Source organism: Streptomyces sp. NPDC087859 (assembly GCF_044742595.1).
Lineage (GTDB): Bacteria > Actinomycetota > Actinomycetes > Streptomycetales > Streptomycetaceae > Streptomyces > Streptomyces canus_F.
Genome location: NZ_JBIUUU010000001.1, coordinates 42,616 through 67,466, shown reverse-complemented (window position 1 = coordinate 67,466; position 24,851 = coordinate 42,616). Strand labels below are relative to the sequence as shown.

General features: G+C 71.3%; 23 protein-coding genes. 16 read left to right on the top strand and 7 right to left on the bottom strand.

The window, feature by feature from the left end; translation table 11 throughout:
* Positions 1-38 precede the first annotated feature (38 nt).
* Both ACIOHP_RS00290 and ACIOHP_RS00285 read left to right on the top strand, forming a co-directional pair.
* Positions 39-896 (top strand): PHP domain-containing protein, encoded by an 858-nt coding sequence (locus tag ACIOHP_RS00290; protein ID WP_401881888.1) that lies wholly within the window; start codon positions 39-41, stop codon positions 894-896.
* Positions 897-949: 53 nt separating this feature from the next.
* A complete protein-coding gene (locus ACIOHP_RS00285) occupies positions 950-1,555 on the top strand; it encodes a MarC family protein (RefSeq protein WP_401881886.1) in 606 nt (201 codons plus the stop codon).
* 83 nt (positions 1,556-1,638) lie between these two features.
* Here the strand turns inward: ACIOHP_RS00285 and ACIOHP_RS00280 are convergent, their stop codons facing one another.
* Positions 1,639-1,791 (bottom strand): hypothetical protein, encoded by a 153-nt coding sequence (locus tag ACIOHP_RS00280; RefSeq protein WP_095046964.1) that lies wholly within the window; start codon positions 1,789-1,791, stop codon positions 1,639-1,641.
* Positions 1,792-1,997: 206 nt separating this feature from the next.
* Between ACIOHP_RS00280 and ACIOHP_RS00275 the strand changes: the two genes are divergently transcribed.
* Positions 1,998-2,891 (top strand): NYN domain-containing protein, encoded by an 894-nt coding sequence (locus tag ACIOHP_RS00275; protein ID WP_401881882.1) that lies wholly within the window; start codon positions 1,998-2,000, stop codon positions 2,889-2,891.
* Here the strand turns inward: ACIOHP_RS00275 and ACIOHP_RS00270 are convergent.
* Positions 2,888-3,796, bottom strand: coding sequence for an alpha/beta fold hydrolase (locus ACIOHP_RS00270; protein ID WP_401881879.1), 909 nt, complete (start codon positions 3,794-3,796; stop codon positions 2,888-2,890). The two genes, ACIOHP_RS00275 and ACIOHP_RS00270, sit on opposite strands and share 4 nt — an antisense overlap.
* A 214-nt stretch (positions 3,797-4,010) precedes the next feature.
* A complete protein-coding gene (locus ACIOHP_RS00265; RefSeq protein WP_401881876.1) occupies positions 4,011-6,584 on the bottom strand; it encodes a DEAD/DEAH box helicase in 2,574 nt (857 codons plus the stop codon).
* A 493-nt stretch (positions 6,585-7,077) separates the two neighbouring features.
* On the opposite strand from ACIOHP_RS00265, the gene ACIOHP_RS00260 reads away from it, so the two are divergent.
* A complete protein-coding gene (locus ACIOHP_RS00260) occupies positions 7,078-7,815 on the top strand; it encodes a ferritin-like fold-containing protein (RefSeq protein WP_266888354.1) in 738 nt (245 codons plus the stop codon).
* 94 nt (positions 7,816-7,909) lie between these two features.
* Here ACIOHP_RS00260 and ACIOHP_RS00255 read toward each other — a convergent pair whose 3' ends face one another.
* The 4 genes from ACIOHP_RS00255 to ACIOHP_RS00240 form a co-directional block, all read right to left on the bottom strand.
* A complete protein-coding gene (locus ACIOHP_RS00255; protein ID WP_351689572.1) occupies positions 7,910-8,179 on the bottom strand; it encodes a hypothetical protein in 270 nt (89 codons plus the stop codon).
* A gap of 195 nt (positions 8,180-8,374) precedes the next feature.
* Positions 8,375-8,602 (bottom strand): DUF3107 domain-containing protein, encoded by a 228-nt coding sequence (locus tag ACIOHP_RS00250; protein WP_046262201.1) that lies wholly within the window; start codon positions 8,600-8,602, stop codon positions 8,375-8,377.
* Positions 8,603-8,738: 136 nt separating this feature from the next.
* Positions 8,739-9,380: a TetR/AcrR family transcriptional regulator gene (locus ACIOHP_RS00245; protein WP_266822312.1), complete on the bottom strand. Its 642-nt coding sequence runs from the start codon at positions 9,378-9,380 to the stop codon at positions 8,739-8,741.
* A 191-nt stretch (positions 9,381-9,571) separates the two neighbouring features.
* Complete coding sequence (locus ACIOHP_RS00240; RefSeq protein WP_361542572.1) at positions 9,572-9,790, bottom strand: hypothetical protein; 219 nt, start codon at positions 9,788-9,790, stop codon at positions 9,572-9,574.
* 164 nt (positions 9,791-9,954) lie between these two features.
* Between ACIOHP_RS00240 and ACIOHP_RS00235 the strand changes: the two genes are divergently transcribed.
* The 12 genes from ACIOHP_RS00235 (at position 9,955) to moeZ (ending at position 24,799) form a co-directional block, all read left to right on the top strand.
* Positions 9,955-11,010, top strand: coding sequence for an alpha/beta hydrolase (locus ACIOHP_RS00235; RefSeq protein WP_361542569.1), 1,056 nt, complete (start codon positions 9,955-9,957; stop codon positions 11,008-11,010).
* An 8-nt stretch (positions 11,011-11,018) separates the two neighbouring features.
* On the top strand, positions 11,019-12,668 hold the full coding sequence (locus ACIOHP_RS00230; protein WP_401881871.1) for a DUF3152 domain-containing protein: 1,650 nt from the start codon (positions 11,019-11,021) through the stop codon (positions 12,666-12,668).
* Positions 12,669-12,724: 56 nt separating this feature from the next.
* Positions 12,725-12,817 (top strand): Ms4533A family Cys-rich leader peptide, encoded by a 93-nt coding sequence (locus ACIOHP_RS00225; protein WP_323185132.1) that lies wholly within the window; start codon positions 12,725-12,727, stop codon positions 12,815-12,817.
* Between the two features lie 148 nt (positions 12,818-12,965).
* A complete protein-coding gene (locus ACIOHP_RS00220; RefSeq protein ID WP_401881868.1) occupies positions 12,966-14,684 on the top strand; it encodes an ABC transporter substrate-binding protein in 1,719 nt (572 codons plus the stop codon).
* 4 nt (positions 14,685-14,688) lie between these two features.
* Positions 14,689-15,675, top strand: coding sequence for an ABC transporter permease (locus tag ACIOHP_RS00215; RefSeq protein WP_401881866.1), 987 nt, complete (start codon positions 14,689-14,691; stop codon positions 15,673-15,675).
* Positions 15,672-16,670 carry an ABC transporter permease gene (locus tag ACIOHP_RS00210; RefSeq protein ID WP_401881864.1) on the top strand — a complete coding sequence of 333 codons (999 nt, stop codon included), beginning with the start codon at positions 15,672-15,674 and terminating at the stop codon, positions 16,668-16,670. Before ACIOHP_RS00215 ends, ACIOHP_RS00210 begins: the two co-directional genes overlap by 4 nt.
* The gene (locus tag ACIOHP_RS00205; protein ID WP_401881861.1) at positions 16,667-18,505 is read left to right on the top strand and encodes a dipeptide ABC transporter ATP-binding protein; all 1,839 of its coding nucleotides are present in this window, start codon (positions 16,667-16,669) and stop codon (positions 18,503-18,505) included. The genes ACIOHP_RS00210 and ACIOHP_RS00205 overlap by 4 nt, the downstream gene beginning before the upstream one ends.
* 190 nt (positions 18,506-18,695) lie before the next feature.
* Positions 18,696-20,387, top strand: coding sequence for a DUF3492 domain-containing protein (locus tag ACIOHP_RS00200; RefSeq protein WP_401881859.1), 1,692 nt, complete (start codon positions 18,696-18,698; stop codon positions 20,385-20,387).
* Positions 20,384-21,682 carry a hypothetical protein gene (locus ACIOHP_RS00195; RefSeq protein ID WP_401881857.1) on the top strand — a complete coding sequence of 433 codons (1,299 nt, stop codon included), beginning with the start codon at positions 20,384-20,386 and terminating at the stop codon, positions 21,680-21,682. Before ACIOHP_RS00200 ends, ACIOHP_RS00195 begins: the two co-directional genes overlap by 4 nt.
* 178 nt (positions 21,683-21,860) lie before the next feature.
* The gene (locus tag ACIOHP_RS00190; RefSeq protein WP_307026154.1) at positions 21,861-22,820 is read left to right on the top strand and encodes an NAD(P)-dependent oxidoreductase; all 960 of its coding nucleotides are present in this window, start codon (positions 21,861-21,863) and stop codon (positions 22,818-22,820) included.
* Positions 22,808-23,557 carry a spherulation-specific family 4 protein gene (locus ACIOHP_RS00185; protein WP_361542547.1) on the top strand — a complete coding sequence of 250 codons (750 nt, stop codon included), beginning with the start codon at positions 22,808-22,810 and terminating at the stop codon, positions 23,555-23,557. Before ACIOHP_RS00190 ends, ACIOHP_RS00185 begins: the two co-directional genes overlap by 13 nt.
* A 63-nt stretch (positions 23,558-23,620) precedes the next feature.
* On the top strand, positions 23,621-24,799 hold the full coding sequence (gene moeZ, locus ACIOHP_RS00180) for an adenylyltransferase/sulfurtransferase MoeZ (protein WP_361542544.1): 1,179 nt from the start codon (positions 23,621-23,623) through the stop codon (positions 24,797-24,799).
* The last annotated feature ends 52 nt before the right edge of the window (positions 24,800-24,851 follow it).

The following is a 24,851-nucleotide window of genomic DNA, read 5'->3' as shown; positions in this document are numbered from 1 at the left end:
CGGTCCCTTGTGTTCCGTCGGTGTCTGGAGTTCGTGTCGTGCGCATTGATCTGCACACCCACTCCACGGCTTCCGATGGGACGGACACGCCTGCTGAGCTGGTGCGTAATGCCGCTGCTGCTGGGCTGGACGTGGTCGCGCTGACCGATCACGACACCACTCGCGGGTACGCCGAGGCGATCGCCGCGTTGCCGGAGGGGCTCACGCTCGTCACCGGGGCCGAGCTGTCCTGTCGTATCGACGGCGTGTCCATGCACCTGCTGGCCTACCTCTTCGATCCCGAGGAGGCGGAGCTGCTCGCCGAGCGGGAGCTGGTGCGGGACGACCGGGTGCCGCGGGCGCGGGGCATGGTCGCCCGGCTCAACGAGCTGGGTGTGCCCGTCACGTGGGAACAGGTGATGCGGATCGCCGGGGACGGGTCTGTCGGGCGGCCGCATGTCGCCACCGCGCTCGTCGAACTCGGGGTCGTACCGACCGTGAGCGACGCCTTCACCCAGGACTGGCTCGCCGACGGCGGCCGGGCCTACGTGGAGAAGCACGAGACCGACCCCTTCGAGGCGATCCGGCTGGTCAAGGGCGCGGGCGGGGTCACCGTCTTCGCGCACCCGGGCGCCAGCAAGCGCGGGCACACGGTGCCGGAGTCCGCGATCGCCGAGATGGCCGCGGCCGGGCTCGACGGTATCGAGGTCGACCACATGGACCACGACGACGAGACCCGGGCCGGGCTGCGCGGGCTCGCCGCCGAGCTGGGGCTGCTGGTCACCGGCTCCTCCGACTACCACGGCAGCCGCAAGACCGTCACGCTCGGCGAGTACCGGACCGACCCCGAGGTGTACGGCGAGATCACCCGGCGTGCCACCGGCGCGTTCCCGGTGCCGGGGACCGGCGGAGCCTGAGACTCGCTCCCACGTCCACCTGATCGCTCCCTTTCTCCTCGCAAGGCTCTCCTGTGTTCGACGCCGCCGTTTTCGGCTCCCTGTTCCTGACCCTCTTCGTCATCATGGATCCCCCCGGGATCACCCCGATCTTCCTGGCGCTGACCTCCGGCCGGCCCGCCAAGGTGCAGAAGCGGATGGCCTTCCAGGCCGTCTGTGTCGCCGGCGGTGTCATCGCCGTCTTCGGGCTCCTCGGGCACCAGATCCTCGACTACCTGCATGTCTCCGTCCCCGCGCTGATGATCGCGGGCGGACTGCTGCTTCTGCTGATCGCCCTGGACCTGCTGACCGGCAAGACCGACGAGCCCAAGCAGACCAAGGACGTCAATGTGGCGCTGGTGCCGCTGGGCATGCCGCTGCTCGCCGGGCCGGGCGCGATCGTGTCGGTCATCCTCGCCGTGCAGAAGGCCGACAGCGTCGCCACGCAGGTGTCGGTGTGGATGGCGATCCTCGCCATCCACGTCGTGCTGTGGGTGGTGATGCGGTACTCGCTGGTGATCATCCGGGTCATCAAGGACGGCGGCGTGGTCCTGGTGACACGGCTCGCGGGCATGATGCTCTCCGCGATCGCCGTGCAGCAGATCATCAACGGCGTCACGCAGGTGATCCAGGCGAGCTGATCCCGTGGCCGGACAGCGCAGAGCCCCCGTACGACATCGTTGCCGCACGGGGGCTCTGAAGCCTGGGTGTTACCGCGTATGTGTTACGAGGCCGAGGCCTCGGCCGGGCGGATCCAGAGTCGCTGGCCTATCGAGGCGGCCTGCTGAACGATCCGATTGACGGAGGCGGCGTCCACAACGGTGCTGTCCACGGGCGTGCCGTCGACGTCGTCGAGTCGCATGATTTCGAAGCGCATGGGCTTCTCCCTTCGTCTGGTCATCCTCCTGCGGAGAATTACTGCGTACGTAGGTAGTCAACGGGGTGCGTGTTACAAACATTCCCTACGCTAAAGAAATTTTTCGAACGGCTAACTACTGACCGGTAAGCGACTCCCCGTTGTCTCTTCGGAGACCGACCGGGACCGGTTGTGTTCGCAGCGTGACCGCCGGGACAATGGAAGCGATGAACGACGACCTCGCGGCACTCGCCGCCCGCATCGACCACACCAACGAGCTGCTGACGCGCATGCTCGCCGAAGTGGCGAAGACCCCTTCGACCCATGCCATCTTCGTCGACGCGGGGTATCTGTACGCGGCCGCGGGCCGTCTGGTCGCCGGGACCGAGGACCGCCGGGCCTTCGACCTGGACGCCGAGGGGCTGATCGAGGCGCTCATCGACCGGGCCCGCACGATCTTCGCGGACAGCAGGCTGCTGCGGGTCTACTGGTACGACGGCGCCCGGCGCCGCATCCACACCTCCGAGCAGCAGACGATCGCCGAGCTTCCGGACGTCAAGGTGCGGCTGGGCAATCTCAACGCCAACAACCAGCAGAAGGGCGTCGACTCACTGATCAGGTCCGACCTGGAGTCCCTCGCCCGGCACCGCGCGATCAGCGACGCGGCCCTGCTCGGCGGCGACGAGGACCTGGTCTCGGCGGTCGAGGCGGCCCAGGGGTACGGCGCCCGCGTCCACCTGTGGGGCATCGAGGCGCCCGAGGGCCGCAACCAGGCCGAGCCGCTGCTCTGGGAGGTCGACAGCCAGCGCGTCCTCGACCTCGACTTCTTCAAGCCGTACGTGTCACGGCGTACGTCCGCCGCCTACGAGACCTCGGCGAACCGGCCCGGCCGCGAGGACGTCCGCTTCGTGGGCGCCCAGATCGCGGCGAAGTGGCTGGCGGCGCGGGGGCGGGAGTCGGTGGGCGAGCTGCTGCCGGGGCACCCCTATCTGCCGGGGTCGGTGGACCAGGATCTGCTGGTGGAGGCGGAAGGGCTGCTGCAGTACTCCCTGCGGGGGCAGGTGGATCTGCGGCGGGCGTTGCGGGACGGGTTCTGGGAGCACCTGCAGAAGCAGTACTAGCCGCTCTCGGCGGCCCGGCCCTCCTGGGGTGAGCGGGCGCTGTCCCAGAAGTCGGCGAGGGCACGGGCCGTCTCCAGGGGGCGGTCCGTGTTGGGGGAGTGCTCGGCGCCGGGGATCACGGTCCTGAGGGCGCGCAGGCGGACGGCCATGTGGTCGAGCAGCGGCACCGGCCAGGTGTCGTCGTGCGAGCCGGACAGCACGTGGAACGGCAGCGGTACGGCGGCCAGTTCGGCCACCCGGTCCGGCTCGGCGCACAACTGGCGCCCGGTGGCGATGAGTTGGGCGGGCTGGGTGGCCATCCACCGTCGGCGCAGGTCCTCCCGGTCGTCGAGCCCGGAGTCCAGCTCGCCGCCGGTGTCGGTCTCCTCCGGCGGTTCCATGGCCTGGATCGCGTCCCACACCTCCGCCATGCCCATCACCGTCAGCGCGTCCCGGAGCAGCTTCACGCGCTGCTGCTGGGAAGTGGAGATCTGGGCGGGGCCCGAGGACATGACGGTGAGGGAGCGGAAGGGGCCGGGGTCCAGGAGGACGGCGGCCCGCGCGATCTGCCCGCCGAGGGAGTGCCCGACGAGATGCACGGGCCCGCCGACGGCCGCGGCCTGCGCGAGCACGTCCTTCGCCAACTCGTCCTGCGCGTACGCCGATTCGTCGTCCGCCGGACCGTCGGACTCGAACTGTCCCCGTCCGTCCACCGCGACCGTGCGGTACCCGCGTGCCGCGAGCGGCACATGCAGGGGGTTGAAGTCCTCCTTGCTGCCGGTGAACCCGGGCAGCAGCAGAGCCGTTCCCCTGGGGGCGACGCCGTCCGCCACGGGCGCGTCGACGACGGCGAACTCACCGCGAGCAGTGCGCAGGGAGTGGGCGCGGGCGCCGGGGGGCGGGGCGAAGGTGGGGGGCCTGCTCATGCGATGAGGCTATCCGGCGGGGCGCGTGGAGGGCGGCGGTGGCTGTGTGAGGTGGGCCATGTGGGGCCCTGGCGGGGCGTGTGGCGGGCCGAGCGGCCGTCGCGGCTCACGAGGGGCCATGTGGGTGTGTGAGCCGGGCTCGCCCTTCCGGAGGGGGGCCGGAAACGCCGACGGCCCGGCCCACGTGACGTGGGCCGGGCCGTCGGGTGAGCGGTCAGCTTTCCGCGGACTCCGCGGCGGCCGCGACCTTGCGGGTACGGCGACGCGGCTTGGCCTCCGGCTCCTCGGCGGCCTGCGCCGGGATGTCGGCGGCCGCGGCCGTCTTCCGCGTGCGAGCCGGCTTGGCCTCGGTGGCGGCAGCCGTCTTGCGGGCGCGCGTCGGCTTGGCCTCGGTCGTCTCCGTGGCGGCGGCCGTCTTGCGGGTGCGACGCGGCTTGGCCTCGGTGACCTCCGGAGCCGCGGAGGCTTCGACGGTCTCGGCGACCTTGCGGGTGCGGCGGGCCCGGGGCTTGGCCTCCGTGGCCTCGACGGTGTCGACCACGGCCTCGGCGGCCTCGGCGACCTTGCGCGTACGGCGACGCGGCGCGGCGGCGGGGGCCTCGGCCGTGTCGACCGCGGTCTCGGCGGCCGCGGCCGTCTTGCGGGTGCGGCGCGGCTTGGTCTCCGTGCCCTCGGCCGTGTCGACCGCGGTCTCGGCGGCGGCAGCCGTCTTGCGCGTACGGCGCGGCTTGGTCTCCGGCTCCTCCGCGGCCTGCGCCGGGATCTCGGCGACCGTCGCGGCGGTCTCGGCGACCTTGCGGGTGCGGCGGGTCCGGGGCTTGGCCTCGGCGGCCTCGGCCGTGTCGACCACGGTCTCGGCGGTGGCGGCCGTCTTGCGCGTGCGGCGCGGCTTGGTCTCCACGGCCTCGGCAGTGTCGACGGCGGCCTCGGGAGCGGCAGCGGCCTTGCGGGTGCGGCGCGGCTTGGCCTCCGTGCCCTCGGCCGTGTCCACCGCGGTCTCGGCGGCGGCAGCCGTCTTGCGCGTACGGCGACGCGGCGCGGCGGCGGGGGCCTCGGCCTCCGCGACCTCGACGACGGCCGGCGTCTCGACGGCGACCGTCTCCGCGGCCTTGCGGGTCCGGCGGCGGGGCCTCGTCTCGGTGGCCTCGGCGACGGGCGCCTCGGGCTCCTTGACCTCGGCGACGACCTCCGGGACCTCGACAGCGACCGGCGCCTCGACGGCGGCGGTCTCCGACCTGCGGCTACGGCGGCGGCGCGGCTTGGTCTCCGCGGCCTCGGCCGTGTCGACCGCGACCTCCGCGGCCTCGGACGTCGTGGCCGTGGCCGGCACCGACTCCAGCGAGGCGGCTCCGTTACGGGTGCGGCGACGGCGACGCGGGGTGCGGGACGCGGACGCGTCCTCGGTCACCGCGGTCTCCTCCGGCGCGGTCGTGCCCACCGGAGCGGCGGCCCCGTCCAGCGGTGTGCCATTGCGGGTACGACGGCGACGGCGAGGCGTACGGGCCGGGCGCTCGCGGTCGGCGGAACGGGACTCGTCCCGGCCACCGCGGCCGCCTCGGTCACCCCGGTCGGTGCGACCGCGGCCACCACGGCCACCGGTCTCGCCCAGGTCCTCGACCTCTTCCGCGGCGAGGCCCGCGCGGGTGCGCTCGCCACGCGGCAGGACACCCTTGGTGCCCGCGGGGATGTTCATCTCCTCGTAGAAGTGCGGGGAGGTGGAGTACGTCTCCGGCGGGTCGTTGAAGTTGAGCTCCAGCGCCTTGTTGATGAGCTGCCAGCGCGGGATGTCGTCCCAGTCGACGAGGGTGATCGCGATGCCCTTGGCGCCCGCGCGGCCGGTACGGCCGATGCGGTGCAGGTACGTCTTCTCGTCCTCGGGGGACTGGTAGTTGATGACGTGGGTCACGCCCTCGACGTCGATACCGCGGGCGGCGACGTCGGTGCAGACGAGGACGTCCACCTTGCCGTTGCGGAAGGCCCGCAGCGCCTGCTCGCGCGCGCCCTGGCCGAGGTCGCCGTGAACGGCGCCGGAGGCGAAGCCGCGCTGCTGGAGCTGGTCGGCGAGATCGGCCGCCGTGCGCTTGGTACGGCAGAAGACCATGGCCAGTCCCCGGCCGTCGGACTGCAGTATGCGCGCGACCATCTCGGGCTTGTCCATGTTGTGCGCGCGGTAGACGAACTGCGCGGTGTTGCGCACCGTCTGGCCCTCGTCGTCCGGCGCGGTGGCGCGGATGTGCGTGGGCTGCGACATGTAGCGGCGGGCGAGACCGATGACCGCGCCCGGCATGGTCGCCGAGAACAGCATCGTCTGACGGCGGGCCGGCAGCAGGTTGATGATCTTCTCGACGTCGGGCAGGAAGCCCAGGTCGAGCATCTCGTCGGCCTCGTCGAGGACAAGGGCCTTGATGTGCTTGAGGCTGAGCTTCTTCTGGCCCGCGAGGTCCAGCAGCCGGCCCGGGGTGCCGACGATCACGTCGACGCCCTTCTTGAGGGCCTCGACCTGCGGCTCGTACGCCCGGCCGCCGTAGATGGCGAGAACGCGTACGTTACGGACCTTGCCCGCGGTCAGCAGGTCGTTGGTGACCTGCTGGCACAGCTCGCGCGTGGGGACGACGACGAGGGCCTGCGGGGCGTCGGTGAGGTCCTCGGGCTTCGCGCGGCCGGCCTCGACATCGGCGGGGACGGTGACGCGCTCGAGGAGCGGGAGGCCGAAGCCCAGCGTCTTGCCGGTGCCGGTCTTGGCCTGGCCGATGACGTCCGAGCCGGAAAGGGCGACGGGGAGCGTCATCTCCTGGATGGGGAAGGGGTTGATGATGCCGACGGCCTCGAGGGCCTCGGCGGTCTCGGCAAGGATTCCGAGATCTCTGAACGTCGTAGTCAGGGTTTTGCCTCTTCTGTGTGCGCGGTGCGAGGCGAGCTCGGGGGTCGTCTAGGACCGTGCTGGGGACGTCGACTGCCTTACGGGGCTAGCCGTAATGGCACGGGACCTCTGCCGACGCTCAAGCGCTCGAACCGCTGAGGGTCCCTCCGGATGCCGTACGCACAGTGCCGTACGGCCAAGGAGAGCTGTCAGGTCGGAGCCGATCGGGCCACCGACCGGGCATCCTCATACGTGCGGCCTGTGGAGATACGCGGCCGTCATAGACGTGCGTACTCAGCAGGCGCATTACCACCATACCCCGGAAACGCGCACATGCGATGGCCGATTTGGTCACGTAGTCGTCGTCACACTGCTTCACCAGGGACTTCCACCGCGCGGGGAGCGGGCTATTGTGCGCTTCATGACGACGCCTGACAACACCTCCGACGCTTCTCCCGAACCCACCGGAGTCGCCGCCCAGGACTGGGCGAAGGCCTCCGCCGAACCGCAGTACCGGGCCGCTGTCGTGGACCTGCTCGGCGCGCTCGCGTACGGGGAACTGGCGGCGTTCGAGCGGCTCGCGGAGGACGCGAAGCTGGCGCCGACGCTCGCGGACAAGGCGGAGCTGGCCAAGATGGCGTCGGCGGAGTTCCACCACTACGAGAAGCTGCGCGACCGGCTGACCGAGATCGGTGCGGAGCCGACGGCGGCCATGGAGCCGTTCGTCGCCGCGCTGGACGGCTTCCACCGGCAGACGGCGCCCTCGGACTGGCTGGAGGGGCTCGTCAAGGCCTACGTCGGCGACTCGATCGCCAGCGACTTCTACCGGGAGGTCGCGGCGCGGCTGGACTCGGACAGCCGTGAGCTGGTGCTGGCGGTGCTGGACGACACCGGGCATGCCGGGTTCGCCGTGGAGAAGGTACGGGCGGCCATCGACGCCGATCCGCGCGTGGGCGGGCGTCTCGCTCTGTGGGCGCGGCGTCTCATGGGGGAGGCCCTGTCGCAGTCGCAGCGGGTCGTCGCGGACCGGGACGCGCTGTCGACGATGCTCGTGGGCGGGGTGGCCGACGGGTTCGATCTGGCCGAGGTCGGGCGGATGTTCTCGCGGATCACCGAGGCCCACACGAAGCGGATGGCCGCGCTGGGGTTGGCGGCCTGACGCTCCGCGGGGGTGGCTCGGGTTGTTGCGCGACCGCCGGTAGTCGGGGCTGGTCGCGCTCCCCGCGCCCCTGCCGGGCCGGTTTCCTCAGGCTCTACGCCGGTGCCGACCTACGGCGGAGTCTTCCCGCCGGGCGGAGGAGGAGCGAGAGGGACGCGGCCGAGACGACCGCCGCGCCGATCAGGTTCACCAGGATGCTGCCCGCGCCCAGCGCGCTGTGCGTCACGAACGCGCCGAACAGGGCTCCGGCCACGCCCGTTGCCATGACCAGGGAGCGGGCCGGCAGGCGGTGGGCCAGCCGGTGCGCCGCCGCCGCGGCCAGGACGAGACCGAGCAATGCGGAACCGAGCGCTTCCAGCAACATCATTTAGGGTCCCTCCCACACGGTCACGCTGCGCATTGCGGTCGTAGCCCGTCATACCCGTGACCTGCGGAATGCAACCCTCCTCTGTGGGTGACTTGTGCTCCATATGTGGAGAAAAAATCTTGCGGGCCCTGTCCGTACGACGAGAAGGGCCCGGCGACTTCATGTCGCCGGGCCCTTCTCGTATGCGTCCGTCTACAGCGCGCCGAAGCCCACCTTGCGCGGGGCCGGTTCGCCGAGCTCCACGTAGGCCAGGCGTTCCGCCGGGACCAGGATCTTGCGGCCGTGCTCGTCCGTGAGGCTCAGCAGCTGCGACTTTCCGGCAAGTGCCTCGGCCACTACGCGCTCGACCTCCTCGGCACTCTGACCGCTCTCCAGAACGATCTCGCGGGGCGCGTGCTGCACGCCGATCTTGACCTCCACGGCTATGTCCCTCCGACGGTCAGTGAAGTGCGCGACCTTGCGCGCCGTACCCAGCACACATTAGCCCGGTGAGGGGACGTTCACGCTCCGCGCAAGAACGCCAGGAGCGAACAGCGGGCGGGAACAAAGTGTCGGGTCAGTGGTGATCGATGCCGTGCAGCGGGAAACCGGCGATCCCCCGCCACGCCAGGGACGTCAGCAACTGGACCGCCTGATCGCGCGGCACGCTGCGGTCGCTGTGCAGCCAGGAGCGGGCCACGACCTGCGCGAGACCGCCCAGGCCCGAGGCCAGCAGCATCGACTCCGCGCGCGAGAGCCCGGTGTCCTCGGCGATGACGTCGCAGATCGCCTCGGCGCACTCGTTCGTCACCTTGTCGACGCGCTCGCGCACGGCGGGCTCGTTGGTCAGGTCCGACTCGAAGACCAGACGGAACGCGCCGCCGTCGTCCTCGACGTACGCGAAGTAGGCGTCCATGGTCGCCCGTACGCGCTGCTTGTTGTCACTCGTCGACGCGAGCGCGTGCCGGACGGACTGGATCAGGGACTCGCAGTGCTGGTCCAGCAGTGCGAGATACAGGTCGAGCTTGCCCGGGAAGTGCTGGTAGAGCACCGGCTTGCTGACCCCGGCGCGCTCGGCGATGTCGTCCATCGCGGCCGAGTGGTAGCCCTGCGCCACGAAGACTTCCTGTGCGGCGCCCAGCAACTGATTCCGTCGGGCACGGCGCGGCAGGCGCGTACCTCGAGGGCGTGCCGCCTCTGTCTGCTCGATGGCTGTCACGCCGCCTCCCATAACTCGTCCACTCGCGGTGTGCGCCGCGCCGCCATCGTACTTTTCGGTAACCGTGGTGTGCGCGGTGCGAGCGCAGAATTTCACGTACCGGACGGCGGCGAAAGCCCCGCGAAGGTTTCAAAGGGGTACTTAGCGGGCAACGCCCGTCGCACTCCTGCTCGGTGCTGGAGCCCGGGGCGTCACCGATAGTCCTCCTCGTCGATCTGCACGACGCGAGCCTGTTCGATGAGGTCGGCCTCGTCGGCCTGGCCTGTGTCGACCTCGGTCAGCGGGTCGTCGCGGTTCTGGGAGACGGCCGTCTGCTGCTCGGCGGCGTCCCCCTCGGGGGCCTCGACGTCGAGTTCGACGTCACCGCCGCTGTCCTCGAAGGTGTCGGGGTCGCTGGGGTCGTAGGCCATTGCGGGCTCCCTTCCTAGAACGTCCCTGACCGATGCAGGGGGCCACATGCGGGTGCCCTGCATATGAGCCTAGGAGACACACGATCCGGACGCTATGCGATGTGCGTGGTCTCTGTGACGGCGAACACATGAGCCACTGCGTGATCGTCTCGTAACATTGCCGCATGTCTTCGACCGAGTTGCCGTCCGTACCGGCCGCCAATGTGCTCCCGAAGGTGACGCCCGTCAGGGTGGCGGAAGGCGAGCGGCTCAGGTCGGTGGGGCTGCCGGGGATCACGCTGTCGGTGCGTTCGAGACCGCCCGCGCGCGAGGGTCTGCCGCCCGCGCTTTACGTCCACGGCCTCGGCGGTTCCTCGCAGAACTGGTCGGCGCTGATGCTGGAGCTCGAGGGCGTTCTCGACGGTGAGGCGGTCGACCTGCCCGGTTTCGGGGACTCGCCGCCGCCGGACGACGGCGACTACTCGATCACCGCACACGCGCGTGCGGTGATTCGTTTTCTGGACGCTTCCGGCCGCGGCCCGGTGCATCTCTTCGGCAACTCCCTCGGCGGCGCGGTCTCCACGCGCGTGGCCGCGGTCCGCCCCGACCTCGTGCGGACGCTGACGCTCGTGTCGCCGGCGCTCCCCGAGATCCGCGTGCAGCGCAGCGCGGTGCCCACCGCGCTCCTCGCGGTGCCGGGCGTGGCCGCGCTGTTCACCCGGCTCAGCCGCGACTGGACGGCCGAGCAGCGCGTCCGCGGCGTCACGGCGCTCTGCTACGGCGATCCCGCGCGGGTCTCGCCGGAGGGGTTCCGGCATGCCGTCGAGGAGATGGAGCGCCGGCAGCAACTCCCGTATTTCTGGGACGCGATGACACGGTCCGCGCGCGGACTGGTCAACGCGTACACGCTCGGCGGGCAGCACGCGCTGTGGCGCCAGGCCGAGCGGGTCCTCGCACCGACCCTGCTCGTCTACGGCGGCCGCGACCAACTCGTCGGCTATCGCATGGCCCAGAAGGCGACCCGGGCCTTCCGTGACTCCCGGCTGCTGACCCTGCCGGAGGCGGGGCATGTGGCCATGATGGAGTATCCGGACACGGTGTCCCGGGCGTTCCGGGAGTTCCTGGCGGACGCGGAGGGCTCCGACGGCGGGGGTGGGTCCGTGGGCGCGTCCGGTGGCGGGGCGTCCGTGGGTGCCGGTGCGTCCGACAGTGCGGCCGAGGCCGCGAACGCGGGGAGCTGAGGGGCGGGGTGGGACGACACAGTCGCCGCCGCGGATCCGCTCCCAAGAGCGACTCCGCGGACATAACCGCAAGACAAGAGGGCCGGGAGGCCGAGGGCGCTCCGGGAATCCAGGGCGCCTCACCTCGCCAGGGTGCCGTTCGTCCGCCGCAGGGTGCTCCGCCGCGGCAGGGGGTGCGGGCGCCGGGCGGGCCCTCGGTGTACGGGGATCCGGTCTACCGGGAGGCCCCACAGGGGCCTCGACGGTTCCCGGACGGGGCGCCCGCGCAGGGGGCGCCCAGGGCCGCCGACGGGACTCCGGCGCGGGGGGTGCCGCGGTTCGGGGACGGGACGCCTGCACGGGGGGTTCCGCGCCCGGCTGACGGGACTCCGGCGCGGGGGGTGCCGAGGCTCGCCGACGGTACGCCCGCGCAGGGTGTGCCGCGTCTTCCCGACGGCACTCCCGCGCGTGGCATGCCCCGCTTCCCCGACGGCACCCCTGCCCACGGCACGCCCAGGTTCTTCGACGGCACTCCCGCGCACGGCACCCCCCGGGCCCGTGGCGGTCACCCCGAACAGCGTGAAGCAGGCGGTGCATGGGGCGAGTTGGGGGCGCACGGCATGGCCGGTGCGCCCGGTGTCGCGATACCGCGGCAGCGGCAGGCGCCTCCCGACGGACCCCGGCAGACAGGGGCGGCGAGCCCGCGGCAGGAGTATCTCGACGCCTTCGGGGACCAGGACGTCTTCGCGTCGCGTTCTCGTCAGGGACCGGCCGACCCGTACGCCTCCGTCACCGACTGGCGGACCGTGCCGCAGCCCCGTACCGACGTGGACGACGACGAGCCGCCCACCGGTGAGCCCACGCAGCAGAAGGGCGGCAAGGGGCGGGCCTTCACCGGCATCGCGGCGGCCGCCGTCACCACCGTGCTGGCCATCGTCGTCGCGGGTCAGGTCGCCGATGGACGGGACGACGACGCCGTACGGTCGCAGTCGGCCACCGACCAGGCGCGGGACGGCCGGGATTCGGCCTCGCGCTCGGACGGGCGGCCGGCGCCGTCCTCGTCGGCGGGCGTGGCGACGCTGACGTACGAGCAGAAGATGGACAAGAGGTACGCGCTCGGCGCGAAGCTCGACGGGTCGGGGAAGTTCGACGCGGTCAAGGGCATCGACAAGGCGCCCGGCAAGGGGCAGAAGTTCACCTACCGGGTGGATGTCGAGCAGGGGCTCGGGCTGGACGGTGAACTGTTCGCCCAGGCCGTGCAGAAGACGCTCAACGACGACCGGAGCTGGGCGCACAACGGGGCCCGTACCTTCGAGCGCGTCTACTCCGGGAAGCCCGACTTCGTGATCACGCTCGCCAGTCCGGGGACGACCGCGCAGTGGTGTGCGAAGTCCGGTCTGGACACCACCGTGGACAACGTGTCCTGTGATTCGGCTTCCACCGAGCGCGTGATGATCAATGCCTATCGGTGGGCTCAGGGGTCCCCGACCTACGGTGATCAAATTCACGCCTACCGGCAGATGCTGATCAATCACGAGGTCGGCCACCGGCTCGGCTACCACCACGTGACCTGCGACAAGAACGGCGAACTCGCCCCGGTCATGCAGCAGCAGACCAAGTTCCTGAACCACGACGGAATCACCTGCAAAGCCAACCCCTGGGCCTACCCCGGGAGTTGACGGGCGCCTCTTGTGTCGCGTTGACACGCGCAGAAAAGTCGTACATATTGCTGCGCATGTCGCCCCGTCACGCCTCCGTTCGCGCCGCCATCGAGCTGGCGCTCATCGGCGTGACCGCACTGTGCGTGGCCGATATTCACTGTCGCTGACGTCCGCCCTGAGGCGTTCGCGTCGCGATCTTCTTCCTTTCCCGTGACCTGGTCACGGTTTTTCGACGACCTGACGCCCGGGCAGACCCCTGTTCACGCTTGTCTCACCCCTTGTCTATCTGTCTCACCATTCGAGAGGTCGTCTCCGATGCGTCAACCGTCCGTCATAGCGCGCCGTGTGGCCGCGGTGTCCGTAAGCCTGGTTCTGGCAGCGGGCGCCGCCGCCTGCGGGCCGGACGACAACGATGCCAAGGGCTCCGGTGGTGACTCCACGCCCCACAAGGGCGGCACCCTGACGGTCCTGAACTCCAACCCGCAGCAGGACTTCGACCCGGCCCGTCTCTACACCTCCGGCGGCGGCAACGTCCCGTCCCTGGTCTTCCGTACGCTCACCACCCGCAACCGCGAGAACGGCGAGGCCGGTGCCGAGGTCGTCCCGGACCTCGCGACCGACACCGGGCGCCCCAGCAAGGACGCGACCGTGTGGACGTACACCCTGAAGAAGGGCCTGAAGTTCGAGGACGGCACCGCGATCACGTCCGCCGACATCAAGTACGGCATCGAGCGGTCCTTCGCCCCCGAACTCTCCGGTGGCGCTCCCTATCTGCGGGACTGGCTGGTCGGTGCCGCCGACTACCAGGGGCCGTACAAGGACAAGGGCGGGCTCGACGCGATCGAGACGCCGGACGAGCGGACCATCGTCTTCCATCTGAACAAGCCCGAGGGCGAGTTCCCGTACCTGGCCACGCAGACGCAGTTCACGCCGGTGCCCAAGGCCAAGGACACCGGGACGAAGTACGAGGAGCACCCGGTCTCGTCCGGCCCGTACAAGGTCGTCAAGAACGAGAACGACGGTGAACACCTCGTCCTGGAGCGCAACACGCACTGGTCCGCCTCGACGGACGCCGAGCGCAAGGCCTACCCGGACAAGGTCGACGTACGGTCCGGGCTCGACTCCTCCGTGATCAACCAGCGGCTGTCCGCGTCCCAGGGGGCGGACTCGACCGCGGTCACCACGGACACCAACCTCGGGCCGGCCGAACTCGCCAAGGTGACGGGCGACAAGGAGCTGGCCGCGCGCGTCGGCACCGGTCACTTCGGCTACACGAACTACATAGCGTTCAACCCGACGGTCAAGCCGTTCGACGACGTCAAGGTGCGACAGGCGATCTCGTACGCCATTGACCGGTCGTCCGTCGTGAACGCGGCGGGCGGTTCGTCCCTCGCCGAGGCCGCGACCACCTTCCTGCCGAACCAGAAGTCCTTCGGCTACGAGCCCTACGACCTGTTCCCGGCGGGTGACGCCGGCGACGCGGCGAAGGCCAAGGAGCTGCTGAAGGAGGCCGGTCACGCGAACGGGCTCACCATCACGCTGACCCACTCCAACGCCAAGGACTTCGAGACCAGCCCGGAGATCGCGACCGCGGTCCAGGACGCGCTCAAGAAGGCCGGCATCACGGTCAAGCTCCAGGGTCTGGAGGACAACGACTACTCCGACAAGATCCACAACGTGAAGACGGAGCCCGGCTTCTTCCTCGCCCACTGGGGTGCGGACTGGCCGTCCGGCGGTCCCTTCCTCGCCCCGATCTTCGACGGCCGACAGATCGTGAAGGACGGCGCGAACTTCAACACGGGCCTGTTGAACGACAAGTCGGTCAATGCCGAGATTGACTCGATCAACAAGTTGACCGACCTTGACGCTGCCGCCAAGCGATGGGGTGCACTGGACAAGAAGATCGGCGAGCAGGCGCTGACCGTGCCGCTGTTCCACCCCGTCTACAAGCGTCTGGTGGGCAAGGACATCAAGAACGTCGTGATCAGCGACTGGACCGGGGTGCTGGACATCTCGCAGGTCGCGGTGAAGTAGCACCGTGAGCGAGGCACTTGTCGCCACCCAGGCCCCCGAGGCGTCCGTCTCGGGGGCCTCGGGGGCCCGTCAGTTCTGGCGGCGGCTGCGGACACAGCGCGCCGCCCTCGTCGCGGCGGCCGTCGTCGCGCTGCTCGTCCTGGTCGCGCTCGCGGCACCGCTGTTGACCGCCATCGAGGGCCAGGACCCGACCACCTACCACCCGGCCCTGGTGGACTCCGCGCGCGGTGGCGTGCCCATCGGCTCCTTCGGGGGCATCAGCGGCGACCACTGGCTCGGCGTCGAACCGCAGACCGGGCGCGACATGTTCGCGCGGCTCGTCTACGGCGCGCGGGTCTCCCTGGGTGTCGCGCTGGCCGCCACCGTGGTGCAGGTGGTGATCGGCGTCCTGGTGGGCGTGACGGCCGCACTCGGCAGTCAATGGGTCGATCAACTGTTGAGCCGGCTCACCGACATCATCGTCGCCCTGCCCCTCATGATCATGGCGCTGGCCCTGCTCGCGATCGTTCCGTCGGACTTCCCGCGGCCCGTCCTGGTCGCCCTCGTCATCGGCCTCATCGCCTGGGGCAACATCGCGAAGATCACGCGCGCCCAGACCCTCACCCTCAAGGGGCTCGACTACGTCTCCGCGGCCCGGCTCAGCGGCTGGAGCACCTGGCGGATCGCCCGCCGGGAGCTGCTGCCCGGCCTCGCCGCGCCGGTCATCACGTACGCGGCGCTCCTCGTCCCGATCAACATCACCGTCGAGGCCGCGCTGTCCTTCCTCGGTGTCGGAGTGAAACCCCCGACGCCGTCGTGGGGACAGATGCTGACCGCCGCCGACGTCTGGTACCAGGCGGCCCCGCAGTATCTGCTGCTGCCCGCGGGCGCGCTCTTCGTGACCGTGCTGGCCCTCACCGTCCTCGGCGACGGCGTCCGCACGGCGCTCGACCCGCGCGCGGCCTCACGTCTGCGGGTCGGAACGGGCCGCAAGAGGGAGGCCAAGGCATGAGCGGCTTCACCGGCTTCGTGCTGCGCCGCCTCCTCGGCGCCCTGGTCACCCTGTTCGCCATCTCGGTGATCGTCTACGTCGTCTTCTACGTGACTCCCGGCAACGTCGCCCAGATCACCTGCGGCCCGCGCTGTTCGCCGGCCCAGGTGCATCAGGTGGCCGAGCAACTGCACCTGAACGACCCGCTGTACACGCAGTACTGGCACTTCCTGCAAAGCCTCGTCGCCGGCCAGGACTACTCGACCGGCACATCTGTGGAGCACTGCTCGGCGCCCTGCCTCGGACTGTCGTACCAGAGCGACCAGCAGGTCACCCAGCTGATCCTGGCCAAACTGCCGGTCAGCCTGTCGCTGGTGTTCGGCGCGATGGTGCTCTGGCTGATCCTCGGCGTCGGCACCGGCGTGCTGTCCGCGTGGCGGCGCGGCCGGCTCACCGAGCGCGTCCTGACCGGCATCACGCTCGCGGGTGTGGCCACGCCGGTCTTCGTCATCGGCCTGGTCCTGATGATCGTCGTCTGCGGGCAGCTGCAACTGCTGCCGTTCCCCCAGTACGTGAAACTCACCGACGACCCCGAACAGTGGGCGTGGAACCTGCTGCTGCCCTGGCTGTCGCTGGCCCTCATCGAAGCGGCCGCGTTCGCCCGCCTCACGCGCGCGTCGATGCTGGAGACGCTCGCAGAGGACCACATCCGCACCTTCCGCGCGTACGGCGTGGGGGAGCGGTCGATCATCGGGCGGCACGCGTTGCGCGGGGCGCTCGCACCGGTCATCGCGCTCAACGCCAACAACTTCGGCGGCGCGGTCGGCGGCGCGGTGCTCACCGAGACGCTCTTCGGCCTGCCGGGCATCGGCCAGGAGCTCGTCCACGCCGTCAAGGTGGTCGACCTTCCGGTCGTCGTCGGCATGGTCCTGGTCATCGGCTTCTTCGTGGTCCTCGCCAACGCCGTCGCGGACGTGCTGTACGCGGTGGCCGACCGACGGGTGGTGCTCGCATGAGTCTGGTGGACGTCAGGGACCTGACGGTCGAGTTCGGCGAGCTGCGGGCCGTCGACGGACTCTCCTTCCGCCTGGAGAAGGGAGCCGCCCTCGCCCTGGTCGGTGAGTCCGGCTCCGGCAAGTCCACGGTCGCGTCCGCCCTGCTGGGGCTGCATCGCGGCACGGGCGCGAAGGTCGGCGGTGCGATCGAGATCGCCGGCATCGACGTACCGACGGCGTCGGACGAGGCGCTGCGGCGGCTGCGGGGCGGGAAGGCCGCGATGGTCTTCCAGGACCCGCTGTCGTCCCTCGACCCGTACTACGCGATCGGCGACCAGATCGCCGAGGTGTACCGCGTGCACGCGCGCGTGTCGCGTCGAGCCGCACGCGCGCGTGGGGTGGAGGTGCTGGACAGGGTGGGAATTCCGGACGCGCCGCGCCGGTCCCGGTCCCGTCCGCACGAGTTCAGCGGCGGTATGCGCCAGCGCGCGCTCATCGCCATGGCGCTGGCCTGCGAGCCGGACCTCCTGATCGCCGACGAGCCGACCACCGCCCTCGACGTCACCGTCCAGGCCCAGATCCTCGACCTGCTGCACACGCTGCGCGAGGAGACCGGCATGGGGCTGCTGCTCGTCACGCACGACGTGGGCGTGGCGGCCGAGAGCGTCGACGAGGTGCTGGTGATGCGGCACGGGCGCGTGGTCGAGCACGGGGCGGTGGGGGACGTGCTGGGGGAGCCTTCGCAGGCGTACACGCGGGAGCTGCTGGGGGCGGTGCCGCGGGTGGATGTGCGGCGGCGCGCGGCGGCAGGAGTACCGGCTGCGAGGGCGGAGGCCGCCCCGGGTGCGTCGGACGCCGGGTCGGAGGCGCCGCAGGGCGCCTCGCGGGCGGTCTCGACGGCAGCCGCCGTGCCGTCTCCCGGCGGTCCCGCGGAGCCGTCGAGTGCGGCCGGCACCGCCTCGGACGGGTCCTCGCCGAAGGCTGCCGGGCCGCACTCCGACGCCGCCCTCGAACCGCCGGGCCCGCCCTCCGGGGCGCTGTCGAAGCCCGCCTCCGAGACGACTGCGCGGCCCGCCGACATCGTCCTCGAAGCGCACGGCCTCCGCCGTGAGTTCGGCCGCGGCAAGCGGGCCTTCGTCGCCGTGGACGACGTGTCGCTGACGATCCGCCGCGGGGAGACCCTCGGCATCGTCGGCGAGAGCGGCAGCGGCAAGACGACACTCGGGCGCATGCTGGTCGGGCTGCTGGAGCCGACGGCGGGGAAGATCGAGCCGGGCGGCGGGGTGCGCCCCGACGTGCAGATGGTCTTCCAGGACCCCGTCTCCTCCCTCAACCCCCGTCGCAGCGTGGGCGAGTCGATCGCCGACCCGCTGCGCGCGCGTGGCGAGAAGGACGAGACACGCATCAAGGGGCGCGTGAGGGAACTGCTGGAGCGCGTGGGGCTCGAAGGGGCGCACTACGACCGCTATCCGCACGAGTTCAGCGGCGGACAGCGCCAGCGCGTGGGCATCGCGCGGGCGCTCGCGGCCGACCCGCGCGTCATCGTGTGTGACGAACCGGTCTCCGCGCTCGATGTGACGACCCAGGCCCAGGTGGTCGCCCTGCTCGGCGAGTTGCAGCGCGAACTCGGGCTCGCGCTCGTCTTCGTCGCCCACGACCTCGCCGTGGTACGGCAGGTCAGCGACCGGGTCGCGGTGATGCGCCGCGGCCGGATCGTCGAGTCGGGACCCGCCGACGAGGTGTACGACAACCCCCGGGACCCCTACACCAAGCAGCTCCTGGCCGCCGTACCGGCGCTCGATCCCGAGGTGGCCGCGCGGCGCAGAGCGGCACGGAGGGAACTGGCCGCGGCCTGACGTAACGTAACTGCTTGATCTCTTAGCGCGATCGAACGCGGCCCGCACGGGAAAGTTACGACCGTTCACCCCTTCTGGTGGCGCGATGGACAACCGTCCGTCGCGCCACCGTCATGTCCGCATACGTTCGTCCCGCTGTGAGCCGCCGGACCAACGGCGGCTCCCCATACGGGAGATCGGGGGTGCGCTCGTGCGCATCGGACTGCTTACGGAGGGTGGCTATCCGTATGTGAGCGGTGACGCCAGGCTCTGGTGCGACCGGCTCGTGCGCGGGCTCGGGCAGCACGAGTTCGACATCTACGCGCTCAGCCGCAGCGAGCGCCAGGAGGACGAGGGCTGGGTCCCGCTTCCCCCGCAGGTCAGCCGGGTGCGTACGGCGCCCCTGTGGACGGCCGACGACGACGGCGTCGGGTACGGCCGCCGTGCGCGCCGGCGTTTCGCCGAGTGCTACGGCGAGTTGGCGGCCGTACTCTGCGCCGGCCCCTCCGAGGAGCCGTCGGCCCTTGAGGCGGACCGTTTCGGCAGCGCGCTGTACGGTCTCGCCGAACTGGCCCGCGACGAGGGCGGGCTGGTGGGCGCGCTGCGCTCCGAAGCCGCCGTGCGCGCCCTCGAGCACGCCTGTCGTGCGCCGGGCGCCTCACGCACGGCCCGCGAGGCGCGCGTACCCGATCTGCTCGCCGTGGCCGCCCACCTGGAACGCGCACTGCGCCCCCTGTCCCTCGACTGGTACGAGGACGACGGGCTCGGCTCGGTCGACCTGTGCCACGCGGCCTCGGGCGGCCCGGCCGCTCTGCCCGGACTGCTCGCCCGCCATTTCTCCGACGTCCCCCTGCTGGTGACCGAGTACGGGGTGCGGTTGCGGACGCACTACCTGTCCGCCACGGAGGCCTCGCCGTCGGTCCGGTCGCTGCTGGCCGCCTTCCACGGCCGGCTCGCCGCCGAGATCTACGGCCGCGCCGCGCTCGTCACCCCCGGCAACACACACGCCCGTCGTTGGCAGGAGCGCTGCGGCGCCGACCGTGACAAGATCCGCACGGTCTATCCGGGCATGGACGCCGCCCGCTTCGCGGAGGTCGGTGAGTCCTCGGAGTGCGCCGATCCCGACACACTGGTCTGGGTCGGCCGTATCGAACCGACCAAGGACCTCATCTCCCTCCTGCACGCCTTCGCGGAGATCCGCAAGGAGGAGCCCAAGACCCGGCTGCGGATCATCGGAGCGCCCGCCGGTCCCGAGGGCGCGGCCTACCTCGGTCACTGCAAGGCACTGGCCGCGCAGCTCTTCCCGGACGAGGCGGACGGCCTGCATGCCGTCGGCGACAACCCGGTCTCCTTCGGGGAGATCGGCGGCCCGGAGGTCCCGGCCCTCGCCGACGCGTACGCGTCCGGCGCCGTGACCGTCCTGTCCAGCGTCGTCGAGGGCTTCCCGATCAGCCTGGTGGAGGCCATGTTCTGCGGCCGCGCGACCGTGTCCACGGACGTGGGCGCGGTGGTGGAGGCCATCGGCGGCACCGGACTCGTCGTACCCCCGCGCAATCCGCGGGCGCTCGCCGAGGCGTGTGTGACCCTGTTGCGCGACCCCGAGCGCCGTGAGCGCCTGGGCGCCGCGGCACGCGCGCGGGCGCTCGAGCTGTTCACCGTCGAACAGAACATCACGGCATTTCACGGCATTTACCTGGAGATCGTCTCGCGACACCCGGTCCACCGGGTCGTCCTCGACACCACCGGGGAACCGCTTCCGTTCGCCGTCCCCGCCGAGGCCCACATGCCCGGCCGCTGGACGGACTCCGGGGCACGGGTCGTGGCCCGCGGCGGCCCCGGCTGGGCGGCAGGCCCTCCGGTACGCGCCAACACCCCGCTGCCCGCCACGGAGGGAGCGCGATGAGCGACCTCGGCGAACTGGACCGTCCCGGCACTCCGGCCAGCCCCGGCCCGTGGGACGCACGCTCGGAGGAGTGGCTGGTGGGGGACGGCGACGAAGGCGAGGACGCCGAGGCCGACGGCACCGAAACCGTCCTGGCCACCGCGGACGAGGACAGGACGACCCCCCGCGCCCCCGAGGCGCCCCCCGCCCGCAGCCGGCCCCCCGCACCCCGCCGCACCGCCGCGGACCCCGTGAAGGCCCTGATCCACCGCCATCGCGAGCTGTGCGAACGCGCCGTGGATCCCTTGGAGATCGCGGCAGGCCTGGAAGCACACGGCGTCACCGACCGCACCGCGACCCGCTTCCGCCACCGGGACGTCTTCTCCCTCGCCGAGGAGATGTACGCGCGCGTGTCGAGAGACGGCGAGGCCCCCTCAACCGCCACCCCCTCCGACACCCCCCGGGCAAGCGCCGACTGGATCCTGCTCACCCTCCTGCCGGGCGCACTGTGCGCCGCGACAGTGGCCGGCCTCCGCCTCACCGACGGTCAGCCCCGTCTCGCCGTGGCCCTCGTGGGCACGCTCGCCGTGGCTCTGGCGCTGCGCGCCGCACTCACCCGCGGTCCCCTGAGCACCACCCACCACTCACCACCCCGCGTCCTCACCCTGACCTGCTGGCTGATCGCCTACGCCCTCCTGGGCGACGGCCTCCTCCAAGCAGCCGTCACCGGCGGCCCCGACGCCCTCCCCACCGGCACCCCCGACGGCCCCTGGCCACTGACGACCGCCCCCGTCCTGGCCCTCACGCTGTCCTGCGCCCCCGCGGCCTGGACCGCCCACCTCTTCACGACCCGAGCCCGCCGCAAACTCACCCTCAGCCGGGGCCTGGAGGACTTCACCGCCTCCGTACTGCCGCTGCTGTTCGGCGTGTTCGCCCTGTACCTGTGCGCCCTGACGGCCCTGCTGATCCCGACCTCGGCAGTCCTGGGCGAACCCGCCCGCTACGCCCACACCCTCACCCTGGGCGCCCTCCTCTTCCTTTCCCGTCTCCTCACCACCCATGGCTTCACCCACGCCCCGGCACTCGTCCTGACCGCCACAGCCCTGACGGAACTGACCGCCATCGCCTCGGTCTTCAGTGCCCGCCTCCCGGGCTGCGACTTCCTGGGCGCCCCGATCGAGACCCTCGCCGAGGCATGGGGCCCGGACGGCGTCCCGTCCCTCGCCTGCGCGGCGGGAGCGCTCGCCCTCCTGCTGCACGCGGCCCGCAGGCTGACGAGGGCCTCGGCCCACGCCTCCACGGACCAGCAGTGGTGAGGCGACGGGGCACGAACCCCACGACGCACGACGAAGCAGTACGGCGCCCCGCGCGCCCCCACTCACCCCAGCAGGCCGGCGCAGGCATCTCGCCCCTTCGCCGGCGGCACACCGTTCTGACAGGAGAGCACCACATGAACACCTCCCGACCCGAAGACCCGGCGACGGGAGCCGCACGATGAGGGTCCTGATGATCGGAGCCAACGGCTACCTCGGCCGCTTCGTCGCCGACCGCCTGCTCGCCGACCCGGCCGTCCAGCTCACCGCCCTCGGCCGCGGCGACGACGCCGACGTCCGCTTCGACCTCGCGTCCGGCAGTCCCGGAGCACTCACCCGCTTCCTCGACGCGGTCCACCCCGGCGTGGTCATCAACTGCGCGGGCGCCACCCGCGGGGGCGCCCGTGAACTCGCCCGCCACAACACCGTCGCCGTGGCCACCGTCTGCGAGGCCCTGCGCCGCAGCGGCTGCGGGGCACGGCTGGTCCAGATCGGCTGCGGCGCCGAGTACGGCCCGAGCCAGCCCGGCTCCTCCACCGCCGAGGACGCCGTCCCCCGCCCCGGCGGCCCGTACGGCGTCAGCAAACTCGCCGCCACCGAACTGGTCCTGGGCTCCGGCCTGGACGCGGTCGTGCTCCGCGTCTTCTCGCCGGCGGGCCCCGGCACCCCCGCGGGATCCCCGCTCGGCCGCCTCGCCGAGGCCATGCGCCGCGCCATGCAGTCCGGCGACGGCGAACTCAAGCTCGGCGGTCTGGGCGCCCAGCGGGACTTCATCGACGTCCGCGACGTCGCCCGCGCCGTCCACGCCGCCAGCCTCTCCGCCGCGCAGGGCGTCATCAACATCGGCTCCGGCCGTGCCGTCCGCCTCCGTGACGCCGCCGCCGTCCTGGCCCGCGTGGCCGGATACGGGGGCGCCCTCCACGAACTCGACGGACCTCCCGGTCCGCTCAGGGCATCCATCGGCCACCCCCGCTCCGAACCGGACCATGCCGCTCCGGCCGCGTACCCGTACCCGGACGGCTGCGGCAGCTGGCAGCAGGCCGACGTGCGCACCGCACGCGACCGGCTCGGCTGGCGCCCCCGGATCAACCTCGAAGAGTCCCTCGCCGACATCTGGATGGAGGCGGCATGCCGCATCTGACCAGCACGAAGAAGCCCGCGTCCGGCACCGAACTCCATACCGGCGTCGGTGTCCCCGGCTTTGCCCATCCCCTCGTCGCCCCCGCCGAATGGGCCGAACTCACCCGCCCCGGCACCCCCGTGCACTGGGTCGTCCTCAACGTCGCCGACGGCCCCGGCAGCCGCCCCGACCCGCACTGTCTGGAGGCGGCCGGCCGGCTGCGCAACGCGGGCGTCCGGGTCCTCGGCCACATCGACGCGACCTACGGAGCGCGGAGCTTCGGCGAGATGATCTCCGACGCGCACCGCTACATCGACTGGTACAAGGCCGACGGCTTCCTTCTGGACCGCTGCCCGACCGAACGTGCCGCGCTCCCCGAGATCCGCCGCACGGTCACCACGCTCCGCGCGATCCGCGACGACGCCCATGTCGTCCTCGGCCATGGCACCCATCCGTACCCCGGTTACGCGGAGAGCGCCGACCAGTTGGTCACCTTCTCCGGCCCGTGGAGCGACTACCGCTGGTCGCAGGTGGCCGAGTGGACCGCCGACCATCCGCCCGAGCGCTTCTGCCATCTCGTCCACGGGGTGCCGGGCGGTCATCTCGAGGAGGCGCTGCGCATCGCCCGTTGGCAGGGCGCCTCGACCATCTACTTCACGGACCGCACGGACCGGGGCGGCCGCAGCGATCCCTGGGAGGCCATGCCCGGCTACTGGGACGAAATCGTCTCGCGGATCGGAACAGGTGTCTCGGAATGAAGAAGGCCATGGCAGTGTTACGGGGAGAACAACCGTAGTGATTGACCGACCAACGGAGTCCCCGTGTCGCTGCCACCCCTGGTCGAGCCCGCTTCCGAGCTCACCGTAGACGAGGTCCGCAGGTACTCCCGCCACCTGATCATCCCCGACGTCGGGATGGACGGGCAGAAGCGGCTGAAGAACGCCAAGGTGCTGTGTGTGGGCGCCGGCGGCCTGGGCTCGCCGGCGCTGATGTACCTGGCCGCGGCGGGCGTGGGCACGCTCGGCATCGTGGAGTTCGACGAGGTCGACGAGTCGAACCTGCAGCGCCAGATCATCCACAGCCAGGCCGACATCGGCCGTTCCAAGGCCGAGTCCGCGCGCGACTCCGTCCTCGGCATCAACCCGTACGTGAACGTGATCCTCCACGAAGAGCGGCTCGAGGCCGAGAACGTGATGGAGATCTTCAGCCAGTACGACCTGATCGTCGACGGCACCGACAACTTCGCGACCCGCTACCTCGTCAACGACGCGGCCGTGCTGCTGAACAAGCCGTACGTATGGGGCTCGATCTACCGCTTCGACGGCCAGGCCTCGGTCTTCTGGGCCGAGCACGGCCCGTGCTACCGCTGCCTCTACCCGGAGCCCCCGCCGCCGGGCATGGTCCCCTCCTGCGCCGAGGGCGGCGTCCTGGGTGTGCTGTGCGCGTCCATCGGCTCCATCCAGGTCAACGAGGCCATCAAGCTCCTCGCGGGCATCGGCGAGCCGCTCCTCGGCCGCCTGATGATCTACGACGCCCTGGAGATGCAGTACCGCCAGGTCAAGGTCCGCAAGGACCCGAACTGCGCGGTCTGCGGCGAGAACCCGACCGTCACCGAGCTCATCGACTACGAGGCCTTCTGCGGCGTCGTCTCCGAAGAGGCCCAGGAGGCGGCCGCCGGCTCGACGATCACTCCCAAGCAGCTCAAGGAGTGGATCGACGACGGCGAGAACATCGAGATCATCGATGTCCGCGAGATCAACGAGTACGAGATCGTCTCCATCCCGGGCGCCAAGCTGATCCCGAAGAACGAGTTCCTCATGGGCACCGCCCTGGAGAGCCTTCCGCAGGACAAGAAGATCGTCCTGCACTGCAAGACGGGTGTCCGCAGTGCGGAAGTCCTCGCCGTGCTGAAGTCCGCGGGCTTCGCGGACGCCGTGCACGTCGGCGGCGGCGTGATCGGCTGGGTCAACCAGATCGAGCCGGACAAGCCGGTGTACTGACCGGACCTGCCGCGATCGGCGGGGGTTCCACGCACCACGGGTGCGGGGGACC

Bases quoted from the DNA above. Each gene is read 5' to 3' on its own strand.
- ACIOHP_RS00210 (WP_401881864.1), top strand. From the start codon at position 15,672: ATGAGCGGCTTCACCGGCTTCGTGCTGCGCCGCCTCCTCGGCGCCCTG.
- ACIOHP_RS00225 (WP_323185132.1), top strand. From the start codon at position 12,725: ATGTCGCCCCGTCACGCCTCCGTTCGCGCCGCCATCGAGCTGGCGCTC.
- ACIOHP_RS00270 (WP_401881879.1), bottom strand. From the start codon at position 3,796: ATGAGCAGGCCCCCCACCTTCGCCCCGCCCCCCGGCGCCCGCGCCCAC.
- ACIOHP_RS00185 (WP_361542547.1), top strand. From the start codon at position 22,808: ATGCCGCATCTGACCAGCACGAAGAAGCCCGCGTCCGGCACCGAACTC.
- ACIOHP_RS00260 (WP_266888354.1), top strand. From the start codon at position 7,078: ATGACGACGCCTGACAACACCTCCGACGCTTCTCCCGAACCCACCGGA.
- ACIOHP_RS00280 (WP_095046964.1), bottom strand. From the start codon at position 1,791: ATGCGCTTCGAAATCATGCGACTCGACGACGTCGACGGCACGCCCGTG.
- ACIOHP_RS00190 (WP_307026154.1), top strand. From the start codon at position 21,861: ATGAGGGTCCTGATGATCGGAGCCAACGGCTACCTCGGCCGCTTCGTC.
- ACIOHP_RS00265 (WP_401881876.1), bottom strand. From the start codon at position 6,584: ATGACGCTCCCCGTCGCCCTTTCCGGCTCGGACGTCATCGGCCAGGCC.
- ACIOHP_RS00240 (WP_361542572.1), bottom strand. From the start codon at position 9,790: ATGGCCTACGACCCCAGCGACCCCGACACCTTCGAGGACAGCGGCGGT.
- ACIOHP_RS00235 (WP_361542569.1), top strand. From the start codon at position 9,955: ATGTCTTCGACCGAGTTGCCGTCCGTACCGGCCGCCAATGTGCTCCCG.
- ACIOHP_RS00205 (WP_401881861.1), top strand. From the start codon at position 16,667: ATGAGTCTGGTGGACGTCAGGGACCTGACGGTCGAGTTCGGCGAGCTG.
- ACIOHP_RS00275 (WP_401881882.1), top strand. From the start codon at position 1,998: ATGAACGACGACCTCGCGGCACTCGCCGCCCGCATCGACCACACCAAC.
- ACIOHP_RS00195 (WP_401881857.1), top strand. From the start codon at position 20,384: ATGAGCGACCTCGGCGAACTGGACCGTCCCGGCACTCCGGCCAGCCCC.
- ACIOHP_RS00220 (WP_401881868.1), top strand. From the start codon at position 12,966: ATGCGTCAACCGTCCGTCATAGCGCGCCGTGTGGCCGCGGTGTCCGTA.
- ACIOHP_RS00255 (WP_351689572.1), bottom strand. From the start codon at position 8,179: ATGTTGCTGGAAGCGCTCGGTTCCGCATTGCTCGGTCTCGTCCTGGCC.